14 protein-coding genes are annotated in these 13,763 nt (G+C 70.0%); 5 read left to right on the forward strand and 9 right to left on the reverse strand.

The genetic code is table 11. The features are described 5' to 3' along the window. Positions 1-39: 39 nt before the first annotated feature. Both ACGFNF_RS00100 and ACGFNF_RS00105 read right to left on the reverse strand, forming a co-directional pair. Positions 40-870: an esterase/lipase family protein gene (locus tag ACGFNF_RS00100; protein ID WP_393164725.1), complete on the reverse strand. Its 831-nt coding sequence runs from the start codon at positions 868-870 to the stop codon at positions 40-42. Between the two features lie 229 nt (positions 871-1,099). Next, entirely contained in the window at positions 1,100-1,888 is a 789-nt protein-coding gene (locus tag ACGFNF_RS00105) for a TerC family protein (protein WP_393164727.1), read from the reverse strand. Positions 1,889-2,073: 185 nt separating this feature from the next. Here ACGFNF_RS00105 and ACGFNF_RS00110 point away from each other — a divergent pair, with 185 nt between their 5' ends. Beyond that, positions 2,074-3,426, forward strand: coding sequence for a pentapeptide repeat-containing protein (locus ACGFNF_RS00110; RefSeq protein ID WP_393164729.1), 1,353 nt, complete (start codon positions 2,074-2,076; stop codon positions 3,424-3,426). A gap of 52 nt (positions 3,427-3,478) precedes the next feature. Next, positions 3,479-3,907: a nitroreductase family deazaflavin-dependent oxidoreductase gene (locus ACGFNF_RS00115; RefSeq protein ID WP_393164731.1), complete on the forward strand. Its 429-nt coding sequence runs from the start codon at positions 3,479-3,481 to the stop codon at positions 3,905-3,907. A gap of 42 nt (positions 3,908-3,949) precedes the next feature. Here ACGFNF_RS00115 and ACGFNF_RS00120 read toward each other — a convergent pair whose 3' ends face one another. Together ACGFNF_RS00120 and ACGFNF_RS00125 are read right to left on the reverse strand one after the other, a co-directional pair. After that, a complete protein-coding gene (locus ACGFNF_RS00120; protein WP_393164733.1) occupies positions 3,950-4,144 on the reverse strand; it encodes a DUF397 domain-containing protein in 195 nt (64 codons plus the stop codon). Beyond that, complete coding sequence (locus ACGFNF_RS00125; RefSeq protein ID WP_393164735.1) at positions 4,132-4,941, reverse strand: helix-turn-helix transcriptional regulator; 810 nt, start codon at positions 4,939-4,941, stop codon at positions 4,132-4,134. Before ACGFNF_RS00125 ends, ACGFNF_RS00120 begins: the two co-directional genes overlap by 13 nt. Positions 4,942-5,164: 223 nt before the next feature. Here ACGFNF_RS00125 and ACGFNF_RS00130 point away from each other — a divergent pair, with 223 nt between their 5' ends. The 3 genes from ACGFNF_RS00130 (at position 5,165) to ACGFNF_RS00140 (ending at position 6,529) form a co-directional block, all read left to right on the forward strand. Beyond that, positions 5,165-5,542, forward strand: a complete 378-nt coding sequence (locus tag ACGFNF_RS00130) for a hypothetical protein (RefSeq protein ID WP_393164737.1) — start codon at positions 5,165-5,167, stop codon at positions 5,540-5,542. Between the two features lie 116 nt (positions 5,543-5,658). Continuing rightward, positions 5,659-5,793 (forward strand): hypothetical protein, encoded by a 135-nt coding sequence (locus tag ACGFNF_RS00135; protein WP_393164739.1) that lies wholly within the window; start codon positions 5,659-5,661, stop codon positions 5,791-5,793. A gap of 94 nt (positions 5,794-5,887) precedes the next feature. After that, positions 5,888-6,529, forward strand: a complete 642-nt coding sequence (locus ACGFNF_RS00140) for a dihydrofolate reductase family protein (protein ID WP_393164741.1) — start codon at positions 5,888-5,890, stop codon at positions 6,527-6,529. Between the two features lie 93 nt (positions 6,530-6,622). Here the strand turns inward: ACGFNF_RS00140 and ACGFNF_RS00145 are convergent, their stop codons facing one another. The 5 genes from ACGFNF_RS00145 to ACGFNF_RS00165 all read right to left on the reverse strand — a co-directional run bounded on the left by ACGFNF_RS00145 (position 6,623) and on the right by ACGFNF_RS00165 (position 13,686). Beyond that, entirely contained in the window at positions 6,623-6,865 is a 243-nt protein-coding gene (locus tag ACGFNF_RS00145; protein WP_393164743.1) for a type II toxin-antitoxin system RelE/ParE family toxin, read from the reverse strand. Further along, positions 6,862-7,161, reverse strand: coding sequence for a type II toxin-antitoxin system Phd/YefM family antitoxin (locus ACGFNF_RS00150; protein ID WP_393164745.1), 300 nt, complete (start codon positions 7,159-7,161; stop codon positions 6,862-6,864). The genes ACGFNF_RS00145 and ACGFNF_RS00150 overlap by 4 nt, the downstream gene beginning before the upstream one ends. A gap of 164 nt (positions 7,162-7,325) precedes the next feature. Then, entirely contained in the window at positions 7,326-8,819 is a 1,494-nt protein-coding gene (locus ACGFNF_RS00155) for an N-6 DNA methylase (protein ID WP_393164747.1), read from the reverse strand. Continuing rightward, the gene (locus tag ACGFNF_RS00160) at positions 8,816-10,225 is read right to left on the reverse strand and encodes a restriction endonuclease subunit S (RefSeq protein WP_393164749.1); all 1,410 of its coding nucleotides are present in this window, start codon (positions 10,223-10,225) and stop codon (positions 8,816-8,818) included. Before ACGFNF_RS00160 ends, ACGFNF_RS00155 begins: the two co-directional genes overlap by 4 nt. Further along, on the reverse strand, positions 10,222-13,686 hold the full coding sequence (locus ACGFNF_RS00165; RefSeq protein ID WP_393164751.1) for a DEAD/DEAH box helicase family protein: 3,465 nt from the start codon (positions 13,684-13,686) through the stop codon (positions 10,222-10,224). Before ACGFNF_RS00165 ends, ACGFNF_RS00160 begins: the two co-directional genes overlap by 4 nt. Between the last annotated feature and the right edge of the window lie 77 nt (positions 13,687-13,763).

Raw genomic sequence — 13,763 nt, forward strand, 5'->3', positions numbered from 1 at the left:
TGGGGCGGGCGGCACACGGCCGGCCGCCCCACGCGAGCGCTACAGGGCGAAGCAGTTGGGGCGGATCGGCTGATCGCGTAGGGCCTGCCGGATCACCGTGTAGGTGGTGCCGTCGAGCACCAGGCCGAGGTGCCCGACGACCCGCAGGGGGCACGCCGACTGGATCAGCACGTTTGTCACTCCGTCGGCCAGTTTGGCGTTGTCGACGGGGCGCACCAGCTCGTCCTGGAGGGTGCGCACCGCCGTCCAGCGGACCGTGCCGGGGGTGTCGTCGCCTGCGTTGAGGCCGGCGAGGAACGACGAGCCGATCGACATCTGCTGGCAGGCGACGATGCCGGCGCAGCTGCCCAGGCCGAGGAACTTCACGATGTTGGCCACGTACGTGCCGTACTGCGGGGTGCCGAGGCTGACGTAGCGGTCGACGCTGCTGGTCCCGCCAAGGTTCTTGATGAAGTACCGGGACACCAGGCCGCCCTCGGAGTGGGCGACGACGTCGACCTTGGCCGCGCCGGTCGACGCGCGGACCTGCCCGACGAAGCTGCTGAACGCGCGGGCCGAGGTGGGGATGTCGCCGAGCCCGAGGTTGGGCAGCTGGTAGACCCAGACCCGGTACCCGTCGACGCGCAGCCGGGAGGCCAGCGGCTCGTACGCGGAGGCGATGCCGCTGAGGCCACCGACGACGATGACGGGGTTGGCTGCCGCGGCGGCGGCGATCTCGGCGGCGGTGCTGGTGACGCGTTCCCCGGCTACGGCGGCGGTGGCGCTTGCGCTGGCCGCGGGCCGGTCGGGGGCCGCGACGGCGACGGCGGGGGCGGCGAGGACGGCGGCGACCGTGACGGCGAGGACGGGGACGATCTTTCGGAGCAGCAAAGCTGCACCTCCCATGGAGGAACCCGGTGGCACCGGGCGGGGCGGGGGTGGTTCCGATCGATCGTGTACACGATGATGCCCGCCACAATCCGGAAACGTCAATGGAAAGTTACGCGCGGGTAGCTCCCGCGTGGCCCCCGGAACATCCCGCGCCCGCCCGCCCTCCGTCCAACCACGACGAACGCCGCCCCCGCCCGGGTGGGCGGGAGCGGCGTCGGAGCCCCGTCGGTCAGCCGGCCGGCGTCATCGGCTCCGGCTCAGGCTGGGCCTGGCCGTTCTTGACGTACGTCGGGTGCAGGTGCACCGGCTTCGCCTCCTGGCGCTTCTTGCGGGCCCGCAGGTTGAGGAACTCGACGAAGATCGAGAAGGCGATCGGGCCGTACACGTAGCCCTTCGGGATGTGCTGGTCGAAGCCCTCGGCGACCAGGCTGGCCCCGATGAGCAGCAGGAACGACAGGGCGAGCATCTTCACCGTCGGGTGCTCGTTGACGAACCGGCTGATGGCGCCGGCCGACACCAACATGACGATCATGGCGATGATCACCGCCGCGACCATGATGAACAGCTGGTCGACCATGCCGACGGCGGTGATCACCGAGTCGAGGGAGAACACCACGTCGAGGACGAGGATCTGGGCGATCACCGCGCCGAACGAGGCGACCTTGCCCGACTTGGCGTGCTCCTCCCCCTCCAGGTGCTCGTGGATCTCGTAGGTGGCCTTGCCCAGAAGGAACAATCCGCCCAGTAGCAGGATCAGGTCCCGCCCGGAGATCTCCTGACCCAGCACCGTGAACAGCGGTGCGGTCAGCCCGATCACCCAGGACAGCGACGCCAGCAGGATCAGCCGCGTCACCAGGGCCAGCGAGAGCCCGATCGTGCGGGCGCGGGCCTGCTGGTGCTCGGGCAACCGCCCGGCCAGGATCGAGATGAACACCACGTTGTCGACGCCCAGCACGATCTCCAGCAGGAGCAGCGTCGCGAATGCGATCCACAGCTCGGGACTGGCTAGAAACTCCATGTCATCCTCGTCTTTCGCGACTGCCGCCAGGTCGTTCACCCGGTCGAACAACCAATCGTCGCCGCATGACCTACCCACGCGGCCCGTCACCGCAACACGGAGCGGATCGCGGCAGGTCGTGCGCCCGGAAAGTCCACAGGGGACGGCGCCCCCGCCGGAGCTGGTGCGGTGGCATGCTGTGATCCGTGCGCTCGACACCGCCCCGCGAAGAGCCCCTGCGGGTGATGCCGTGGTGGCTGGTGCTCGTCGGGCTGCTGGTCGCCGCGCTGCTCGGCTGGCTGGTGCTCGACTGGCTGCTCGGCGAGGCCGACCGCGCCGCCCAGCCGGACACCCGCGCGACGCTGCGCATCGACGCCATCCGCACCGGGTTGACCGTGGTCGCCGGCACCGGCGGCGGGCTCGCCCTGCTGCTGGCCGCCCGGCGACAGTGGATCGGCGAACGCACCCAGCGGCACCAGGAGGCCGTCGCCGCGCAGGACCAGGCGCACCGGGAACGGGTGCAGGCGCACGCGGAGGCGGTCGCCGAGGCCGGGCAGCACCACCAGGAGCGGCAGGCCGAGGCCGCCGAGCACGACGCCGCCGAGCGCCGGCTGACCGAGCTGTACACCAGCGCCGTCGCGCTGCTCGGCAACGACAACGCCGCCGTACGCCTGGGCGGCCTGCACGCCCTGGAGCGGCTCGGGCAGGACAATCCCGCCCAGCGGGAGACGATCGTGGCGGTGCTCTGCGCGTACCTGCGGATGCCGGCGCCGGAGGACGACGCGCGCGAGGCGGAGGTGCGCCGCACCGCCCAGCGGGTCCTGACCCGGCACCTGCGCGCGGACGACGACGCCTACTGGCCCGGGGTCAGGCTGGACCTGACCGGCGCCCGGCTCGACGGGTTCGACGCGACCGGCTGCACCCTGGACGACGCGGACCTCACCGGCGCGGTCTGCGCCGGCACCACCAGCCTGGTCGGCGCGACCGTGCGCGGGCGGCTCGCGCTCGGCGCGACCTTCGCGGACCTCACCTGCGACGACCTGCGCGGCGACGCCGAGATCGTCCTCGACCGCGCCCGGATCACCGGCCGGGTCAGCTTCGACCGCGCCGACCTCGCCGGCGGGCTGTCGTGCCGGCACGCCACCGTCGCCCGAGCCTCCTTCCGGGGCGTCACCTTCCACCGGACGGCGAGCTTCGACGCGTCCCGATTCACCGACAGCGCGACCTTCCGCGAGGCGGTCTTCCTGAGCGGGGTCTCGCTGGACCACGCCACCTTCACCGGCTACGCCGGGTTCCGGCAGACCCGCTTCGCGGACATGGCCCTGTTCCGGTGGACCGAGTTCGGTGACCAGACCTGGTTCGAGCGGGCCCGGTTCGAGGGGGCAGCGAACTTCGGCCGGGCCCGTTTCCACGGCCCGGTCACCTTCGACGGGGCGAGCTTCGCCCGCAGCTTCCTGGTCGACCAGGCGCGGGCGACGGCCGCCGGCTCGCATGCCTGGCCCGAGGGCACGACCGTCGCCCCGCTCGACGACGACTGGCTGCTGCTCACGGACCCCTGACCGTCCCGGCGCGGGGCCCTCGCCGTCGCGGCGCGACCGCTAGGCTGGGCCGATGGGGGAAACCATTCAGGACAGTCCGGTGGAGTGGGTGGCCAGCCACGTGCGGCGCTACCTGGAGACCGACGGCGCCGACGGCGGAAAGTTCCACGGCTACGACAGCCTGCTGCTCACCACCCGGGGGCGCCGCTCGGGCACGCTGCGGCGCACCGCGCTCATCTACGGCCGCGACGGCGACCGCTACCTGCTGGTGGCGTCGAACGGCGGGGCGGCACGGCACCCCGCCTGGTATCTCAACCTGTGCGCCGACCCGCAGGTGGAGGTGCAGGTCGGGGCCGAGAAGTTCCGGGGCACGGCGCGCACCGCCACGGCCGAGGAGCGGCCCGGGCTGTGGCAGGTGATGACCGAGGTCTTCCCGACGTACGCCCGCTACCAGAAGGAGACCGAGCGGGAGATCCCGGTGGTCGTCGTCGAACGGGTCTGACCGCTGCCGGCGGGGCGGGCACCCGGGCGGCGAGCCGGGTAGTCAGGCGCGGTCGCTGATTTCGGCGAGGAAGGCCCGCCAGGCGGTCGGGGTGAAGACCAGCGCGGGGCCGGTGGGGTCCTTCGAATCCCGTACGCCGACGACGCCGGGCAGGTTGTCGGCAACCTCGACGCAGGCCCCGCCGTTCGTCGACGAACGGGACGACTTGCGCCAGCGCGCACCGGTCAGGATGTCCATGCCTTCGCCGCTTCCCTGAGTACGTCGAGTGATTGCCCCAACGGGAGGGCTTCGCCGCGGACCGCATCCCACGACACGCCCAGGCTAGCAACCAGATCCGGCTGCCCCACGATCTGCGCGGCCAGCTGATTGTCCACGTAGCCCGCACGCGAGCCGTCGGGCAGATCGGCCAGAATGAACGCTCCCGCCAGTCCTGAGTAGATACCAGCAGACATCGGCACGACCTGCACCTGGATATGCGGCTGCTCGGCGCAGGTCAGCAGGTGTTCGAACTGCTCGGCCATCACGTCGGGACCGCCGCACGCCCGCCGGACGACCATCTCGTCCAGCACCACGAAGAGCAGAGGGCTCGGCTCCCGGGCGAGCACCGCCTGCCGCTCCATCCGCGCGGCTACCCGCTGGTCCAACTCGGCGACCGGCGTCCGCGCCGCCCGGAAGGTCGCTCGGGCGTACGCCTCGGTCTGGAGTAGTCCCGGCACGAAGGCGTGCTCGTACCAGCGCAGAGCGGTCGCGTCCCGCTCGATCTGTATCAGCTCGCGCAGCCAGACCGGCGCGCCGTCGCCCTTGACCAGTTCGTTCCAGAGCGTCGTGAAGTATCCGCCGGTGTCCAGCGCCCTGTCGACGGCGGTCAGGTAGGGCGGGGTGGGTGGCTTCGTCCCGGTCTCGATCGCGCTCACCTGGGAGTCCGAGCAGAAGACCAGCTCACCGAGCTGCGCCTGGGTCAACCCGGCGGCCATCCGGCGTCGCCTCAGCTCACGAAGCAGGTACTCCGACGGCGAGATTCCCACGGCTTCCACACCCTTCCACGAGTCTCCGCACCGTTCTCTCCTGGCCCGAAACCGCGCGCTACGTTCCGCGATCACGCGGTGACTGTTCCGAGCCTAGGGGGCGTGCGTCCAGGGTGGAAGGAGGACGGCGCGCCCGGCGAGACCGGCCCCTCTAGGGCTTGGCGGGCGCACACGTCGCCGGGGGCGCTGCCGAGCGCGCGTCCCGGTTCCGACACCGATGGAGGGAGGCACCGTGCCCGTGCCGAGGCCCGCGAATGCCGCACCGGCGTCGCGCTGGGCGACGCGCCCCGCCGCCGCGACGGCCCGCACCCGCGAGGACGGGACGCCCCGGGTCAGCCCCGGCGTGTACCTGCTGACGCGCGAGGCGTCACCGCAGTTCGCGAAGCCGATCACGGTACGGGTGATCCGCGAGCGCACCGACCTGGTCACCTACCACGGCTGGACGTGGATCGAGGCGTACCAGCTCGACGCGCGCGGCGACGCGGTCGAGCAACGCGAGTTGTACGTGCGACCCGACGGGATGCGTCCGGCGCAGGCGCCCTCGGCCGTGCGTACGCCCTCGGCGCAGCGGCGCGCTCCGGCCAAGCGCAACGCGGGGACCAGCCGGTGAGGACGCCTATCCGCGACCACGTACCGTCCCGCCCGACGTGGCGCTGCCGGGCCTGCGGGATCGCCTGGCCCTGTTCGCCGGCGAAGCTGCTTCTCCTCGCGAGGTACCGGGGCGACATGCCGGGGCTCATGGTCCACCTCGTGACGCTGCGCGAGGAGGCCGCCGCCGAACTCGCCGAGCATGACCCCGGTGTGCAGTCGACGGATCTGCACCGGCGGTTCACGGACTGGACGCCGGCCCGCTCGCCCTGACAGTCACGGGCCAACTACCCTCGGATAGCGCTGGACCGCATGGGAGCGATGAGTGCCAAGGCCCGCGAAGCAGCCGAGCAGACGGAGCGCGCAGATGAGCCGGACCCGCATCCACAACCTCTCCATATCGCTGGACGGGTTCGCCGCCGGTGAGGGCCAGGCCCTCGACACCCCGATGGGCCACGCCGGCACCCGGCTGCACGAGTGGATGTTCGCCACCCGCTTCGGCGCTCCGATCATGGGACGCAAGGGCGGCACCGGCGGCACCGACGACGCGTTCGCTCAGCAGCACGAGCCCGGCATCGGCGCCGAGATCATGGGCGCGGGCAAGTTCGGACCCCCGGGCTGGCAGGACGACGCCGACTGGAAGGGGTGGTGGGGCCCGAACCCGCCGTTTCACACACCGACCTTCGTGCTGACCCACAAGCCGCGCTCGCCGATCGAGATGGCCGGCGGCACGACGTTCCATTTCCTTGACGCCTCGCCGGCCGAGGCCCTCGCCGTCGCGCGCGAGGCGGCAGCCGGCAGAGACGTACGCGTCGGCGGCGGCCCGACCGTCGCCCGCGACTTCATCGCGGCGGGACTCGTCGACCACATCCATCTGGTCCAGGTGCCGATCGTGCTCGGCCGGGGAGTGCGGCTGTGGGACGGCCTCGAAGCCCTCGAAGCGAGCTACGACATCGAGGCGGTCTCGACACCCACCGGCGTCACCCACCTCACGTTCACGAAGCCGTGACGGCCCCAGGGTTCCTGCCGCTCGCGCGGCAGGAAACCGGCCCACGATGAAGGAACTGCACGATCAGGTCAACGACCGGGTGCCGGCCCCGATCTACGAGTAGACGTCCTTGCGATGTCCGACAGCGTGGATGACCAGTGCGTCGCGGTCGAGACGGTAGAGAATCCGGTAGTCACCCACCCGCAGTCGACGTCCGGATCCGTCGCGCATCTCGGTCGAGTTTTGCGGCGCGGGTTCAGAGACCAAGCCGAGGATCGCGCTCAAAACGGTCAAGAACACGTTCCGTGGCTGCTTGTGCAGCCAAACCAGCACGTCGCGGTCGATCTCAACCTTCACGCCGCCTCACCGTTGGCCCTGTCGGCCAGTAACGCCTCCACCTCACGAGGATCGACGCCGAGTGACTCCAGGGCCGCCGACAGCGGCACGAACTGACCTTCGGCCCGGGAACGAGCAATCACGGCCGAGTCCCGGCGGTCCCGAAACGCCTCGATCTCTTCCCACTCGTCGATCCCGATCAGCACGGCCACCGGCCGTTCGTACTTGGTGATGATGACCGGCTCTCCAGTGCGCTCGACCGCGTCCAGCACCCGGCCTGCGCCGTCACGGAACTCACGCAGCGTAATCATTGCCATGTACCGCAATGTACCACGCGGTACCGTCCCTCACCTAGAGATCCGCGCGAGGGCGCGGGCGGCGGCACACAGTCGGCGGACCTGCACAGGCGGTTCACGTACTGGATGCCGGTCAGCTCCGCTGACAGCCGCGGGGCACCAATGCGGCGCGACAGCTCGGAGGATCAGGTCGGATCGGGACTACGCCGCCCGAGTGCGTCGGCGATGGCGGCGAACTCGCGTAACGCCGCCTCCAGGTCCTCCACGATCTCCTGCGCGATGACCTCGGGCGGCAGCAGCGCGTCCGCGTCCTCCAGCGAGGCGTCCTTGAGCCAGGTGATGTCGAGGTTCACCTTGTCGCGGGCGATCAACTCCTCGTAGGTGAAGGCCCGGAACCGCTCGGTCTCGACCCGCTCGGAGCGGTCCTTGCCCGGCAGGTAGCAGTCCACGAAGTCCTGGAGGTGCTCCCGGCGCAGCGGGTTCTGCTTCAGCGTGAAGTGCTGGTTGGTGCGGAAGTCGTACACCCAGAGCTTCTGGGTCCACGGCTGTTCCCGGGCGCGCTTGCGCTCGAAGAAGAGCACGTTGGCCTTCACCCCGCCGGCGTAGAAGATGCCGGTGGGCAGGCGCAGCATGGTGTGCAGGTCGTACTGCTTGAGCAGCCGGCGGCGGATGGTCTCCCCCGCGCCGCCCTCGAACAGCACGTTGTCGGGCAGGACGACGGCGGCCCGGCCGTCTATCTCCAGCAGCGAGGCGATGTGCTGCACGAAGTTGAGTTGCTTGTTGGCGGTGGCGGCCCAGAAGTCGGGCCGTTCAATCTCCCGCTCCTCGCGGGACGCCCGGCCCGCCTCGGTCACCGAGCGGATCGTGGAACTGCGGCCGAACGGCGGGTTGGCCAGCACCAGGCTGTAGCGGCGGCTGGGCGGCCTGCCCAGGGCGTCCTCGACGGCGATCAGCGAGTCACCGCCGGGGGTGCCGATGCCGTGCAGCAGCATGTTCATGGCGGCCAGCCGGGCGGTGCCCTCGACCAATTCCGTGCCGGTGACCGCCCCGGCGGCGAGGCTGCGACGCTGGTCGGGGGTGAGGCTGCCGCCGTGGTGCCGCTGGATGTGGTCGAACGCGGCAAGCAGGAAGCCGCCGGTGCCGCAGGCCGGGTCGGTGACCGTGTCGTCGGGCGTGGGCAGCATGCAGTCGACCATCGCGACGGTCAGCGCGCGGGGCGTGAAGTACTGCCCGGCACCCGACTTGGCGTCCTCCGCACCCCGGGCCAGCAGCTCCTCGTAGGCGTCACCCTTGACGTCGACGCCGGTGCCCGACCACTGCTCCTTGTCGATCAGGTCGACGATGAGCCGCTTCAGCTTCGCCGGGTCCTGGATCTTGTTCTGCGCCTTGCGGAAGATCGTGCCGAGCGTGCCGCCCTCCTTGGCCAGCCCGGTCAGGATGTGCCGGTACTGCACCTCGAGGGCGTCGCCCTCGGCGTCGAGCAGCGTCTGCCAGCTCAGCTCGTCGGGCACGATCTGCTCGGGCCGCATCGGCCGCTTCGCCCGCTCGTCGGCCATCTTGAGGAACAGCAGGAACGTCAACTGCTCCACGTAGTCGATGGTCGACACGCCATCGTCCCGCAGCACGTCGCAGTAGTTCCACAGTTTCTGCACCAGCCGGCGCGAATCCACAGTGCTCACAGCGGCAAAGTCTCCTGCCGGTAGTCGTCGCCGGTCACCCTGGTCGGCGGTGCCGCCAGCTCTTTTCTGGTACGCGGGGAGCGCGCCTTCTGCTTCGGCTGGGCGGCCTGACGCTCGGCGCGAATCCGGGCGAGCAGCTCCGAGGCGGGCTCGTCGTTGTTGTCCTGCGGCACAAGTCGCCCCGCGAACGCCTCCGCCAGCAGCGACGCCCGCAATTGACCAGATCTCTTCGCCGCGCCTGCGCTCGCCGCCTCGACACGCTTCACATACTTCATGAGGCCGTCTGCACGACGCACTATCCCAGCCTGACGATCAAGTTCTGGCAGCGCCAGCGGGAACTCGGCAATCGCCCGTTGGTCAATCTTTGGCATCGAACCAGCCAGCCCTTTCGCTAAGGACTTGAAATACCGGCGGGCACGTGGAGTTTGCAACAGCAGTGTGACGAATCGAGGAAGCGCCTTGTCCTGGAGTCGCACCCGGATCAGTAGGTCAGGGTAAATTGCCCAACCACTTGGGCCTTCGTATATTGCGGCCGTGCCCACAAGGTCGGGGGTGTTAGACCTCTGGATCAGGATGTCTCCAGGTTGCAGCCAGAGGTCGCGCACACGGCCAGGGTCGGCACTCGTCATCTTCGTGAAACGATCGGTGAATTCACCTCGCGTGACGGCTGTCAACGTCAGAGTACGCACACTGCCATCCGAATCCGCGGATGCAGAGTGACCATTGCGAAGCGGCGAGGCCAAGAGTTCACCGAGCCGCACGGATGGCCTCGACGAAAGCTCCGCGTCGAGCGCCCCTGTGAACGCCTCCATCAGTCTGGCGAGCCGGTGACCCACTCGCTCGATATGCCGCTCACCTACAGCAAGTTGAGAAAGGTGACCATCGAGGACAGCGATAATTCGGTGCTGCTCTGCGAGCGGCGGCACAGGAACGGGGAACCTCTTCATTGTCGTCAGGCTGATGGACGCCAAATTAACACTTTGGAGGCCGTTCTGCTGAAACCACTTCCGGCCAAAGCTGTTGGCGAACAAGGCAAGGAGCTTAGGCGCGAGAACTCCCCCGATTATCCGCGCTCGAAATACATGATTCTGGTGGATGCATCCGGGAATCTGACCTTCCCAGATCCAGCCTCGTCCGAGCTTGTCTCGGTCACCCCCTTCGTTGAGTAGAACGTCACCTCGCTGGAGTCGCAGGGCCTCCGCCTTGTGCTCAGGGACTCGGATTCTGGAAACGTTGGAGAGGTCCAGGTAGCCGCGTTGCACGTTGGCAACTCGAAGGTAGGGCACCTCGACGTAGCTTGGATCTGCCTGCCGCTTGGTGTCCTTTGTTACGCCGCCGACGACCTCCGCTATCTCGCCGAGTGTGGTCCAGGTCCAAGATGGTGGAATCTCGAACGGATAGGTCACGCGGACAGCTCCTGGTTCAGTTCGGTGAGGAGGGGTTCGGCGCGGTGGCCGAAGGTGCCCGCGTACCCGTCGATGCCGCCGCGTTCGGTGAACGGCGCGCCGTCCAGGTCGTCGGGGGTGACCTCCACGCTGACCGATATCACGTCCCTGATCCTTTCCAGCCACCACACCTGATCGGCAGTGAAGGTAGCTCCCGCCTGTTCCTGCCGCAGCAGCCACCCACGGAAGCGCTCCTCCACGAGGCTGCGGTAGGGGCGCAGCTCCGTGTCGAGGCCGAGTTCGTATCGGATGAGGCTGACCAGGTCGGTCACGCCCCGGGTGCCGGGCGCGTCGGCGGCACGCCCGAGCAGCACGTACGCCTTCCACAGCGTCGCCGGCGTCCACGCCTGCGGCGGGCGGGCGATGCGCCGGGCCAGTTCCTTGAGTTCGTCGTACCCGATCCGGCCGCGCCCCTCGTAGAACACCTGGAGGGCGGTGATCTCGGCGCGGTGCTCCTCCAGGTAGGCGTGCCAGTCCTTGACGGTGACCTGCGCCCGCTCCTCGGCCGGCACGCCCCGCGCCGACAGCAGGATGTCGGCGTTTACCTCGTCGATGGTGATGTCGTGGGCCCGCCGGATCTCCAGGATGCGTTCGCGCAGCTCCGGGTTCGCGGCGAGCGGGCGCAGGGCGTCGGCCAGCAGGTCGCGTACGGCGGTGGGGCCGGCGGCCTTGGCCGGGTTGAGCTGTTCGGGGGCGACGGCGTCGACCAGGCCCCGCACGATCCCGGTGAGCGGCTGCCCGCCGAGGTCGGTCAGCTCCTCGCGTTCGGCGTCGGTGAGCTGCCGGTCGAGGCGGGCCAGCCGGGCGGCGAGGGTCGACACCTCGTCGGCGTCGGCGGTCAGGGTGCCGGCCTTCTTGAGCAGGTCCCGCAGGGAGATCTGCTTCTCGGAGTGCCGGTTCAGCGGCACCGCCTCGTCCAGGTCGGCCTCGGTGACGCCGACCGCGTCGACGATGACGAACCGGTCCTTTATCTGGGCGTCGGGGGTGACGGCCTGGAACTCGGCGGCGTCGATGGTGCGGGCCCCACGGCCCTTCATCTGCTCGAAGTAGGTGGCGCTGCGCACCGGCCGTAGGAAGAAGACGCACTCCAGGGGGCGTACGTCGGTGCCGGTGGCGATCATGTCGACGGTGACGGCGATGCGCAGCTCCGGGCTGTTGCGAAACGCCTGGAGCAGCGTGTCGGGGTTGTCACCGTCGCGGCGGGACGCGTACGTGATCTTCGCGGCGAAGTCGTTGCCCCGCCCGAAGACCTGCCGCACCATCGTGACGATCTCCTCGGCGTGGTTGTCGTCGCGGGCGAAGATCAGCGTCTTGGGCACGGTGTTGCGGCCGGGGAAGATCTCGGTGAACAGGCGGTCGCGGAACGTCTCCAGCACCAGGCGCAACTGGCCCTTCGAGATCACCGAGCGGCCCACCTGACCGGCGTCGTAGGTGAAGTCGTCCTCCAGCTCCTGGTAGCGCTCGGCGCGGGTACGCCGGTCCCGCAGCGGCACCACCGTGCGCGCGTCGATGGTCGCGCCCGCGTCGGTGATCTGCGTCCTGATCCGGTAGACGTCGAAGCCGACGTTGACACCGTCGGCGACCGCCTGCTCGTAGGTGTACTGCGAGACGAGGTGCTGCTGGAAGAAGCCGAGGGTCTGCTTGACGGGGGTGGCGGTCAGGCCGACCACGAACGCGTCGAAGTATTCGATCACCGCGCGCCACCGGCCGTAGATTGAGCGGTGGCACTCGTCCACCACGATCAGGTCGAACGTCTCCGGCGGGAGGCGCGGCTGGTAGCCGACCTCCGCCGGGGCGTCCAGCTCGTAGTCGTCGTACGCGCGGTCGTCGGCGTCCGGGTCGGGCAGGTCGTCGCCGCGCAGCGCCGCGTACAGGCGCTGGATCGTGGAGATCACCACGGTCGACGAGTCGAGCAGACCCGCGCCGGAGAGCCGGTCGACGGGATACAGCTCGGTGAACTTCCGTCCGTCGCCCGGGGTCTGGAAGCCCGCGTACTCCTGGAGGGTCTGCTTGCCCAGGTTGTTGCGGTCGACCAGGAACAGGATCCGGCCGGCGCGGGCGTGCCTCAGCAGCCGGTAACTGGCGGTGACCGCGGTGAAGGTCTTCCCCGCCCCCGTGGCCATCTGGATCAACGACCGGGGGTGGTCGTCGGCCAGCGACCGTTCCAGGCCCACGATCGCGTCGACCTGCGCAGGCCGCAGGCCGGTCGGGTCCAGCTCCGGCATCCGGCGCAGCCGGGCCCGCAGCGTTGGCGCCGCCGGGTCGTCGTCGGCCTCCCGCATCCACCGCGCCAGGGTCTCGGGCCGGTGGAAGGCGAAGATCTCCCGGGTACGGGGGTGCGGGTCGAGCCGGTTCACGAACGCGGTCTCGGTGCCGGTGGCGACGTAGCCGAACGGCAGCGGGGCGTCCCGCCGCCAGGCGCGCATGGTCTGCTCGGGGGTCAGCCCCCGCAGGTAGCGGTCGAGCTGCGCCTCCACGCCGCGCGGGGCGGTGCCCTCCCGCTTGGCCTCGATGACGCCGACCAGCTTCTGGTCCACGTACAGCAGGTAGTCGGCCCGGCCACCGGCGAGGGTGACCTCGCGGACGGCGACACCCGTGCCCGCGTACAGGTTGATGTGCTCCTCGTTCTGCACCTGCCAGCCGGCCTCGCCGAGCTGCCGGTCGATCTCGACGCGGGTCTGCGCCTCGTTCAGCGGCCCCCGGGAGGCGCGGCGGGCCCGGGCGATGAAGTCCTCCCGGCGGGCGGCCGAGACGCGGCCGGGTCGGGCGGCGTCGCGGCGCTCCTGCTCCGCGCGGACCGCCGGTTCCAGGCTGCTGACCAGGGCGGCGGCCGTGTCGCGCCCGGCGGCGGCGGCCCGGACCGCCTGGTCGGCGGCCTGCTCGGCGGCTGCCCGCGCCTGCGCAACGGACTGCGCGCCGTCGATCAGCAGCTTCGCCTCGGCCAGCTCCTCGCGGTATCGGTCCAGCTCCGCCTCGAGGGCCTCGGCGACGCTGCGCGGGACCTGCTGCGCGGGCGGCGTCGGCGGCACGAAACCGATCGGCGTACGGTCGCCGGTCAGCGCCCGGTGGAACCAGACACCCAACTCGAAGCAGGTACGCAGCATCTCCAGCGCCGCCCGCGCCTCGGCCAGATGGTCGTGCACCGCCCGGTTGCCCTGGTCACGCAGGCTGTGGAAGGCGCGGTAGACCTCGCTGGTCAGGGTGCCGTCGGCGTGCAGCGCCTCCACCCGGTGGAAGAAGTCACTGCGGGGTCGCTGGCCGGTGCGGCGCAGCAGATCCTTCGCCATCTCGTCGCCGAACGCCCGGATCTTGAACATCGCCGACTGCGCGTCTACGTAGACGAGCAGCTCAGCCCCCGCCCCGTACCAGACAAGCAGCGGATGGTCTTTCAGAAAGCCGAAGTTGGCGGAGTGTTCCGCCAAGCGTCGTACCTGTCGAGGATCCATGCTTCCCCACGTCCATAGGCCCCGATGAACACGTCAGGATACGGGCGCACGAT

It is taken from the genome of Micromonospora sp. NPDC048868 (assembly GCF_043198195.1).
GTDB lineage: Bacteria > Actinomycetota > Actinomycetes > Mycobacteriales > Micromonosporaceae > Micromonospora > Micromonospora reichwaldensis.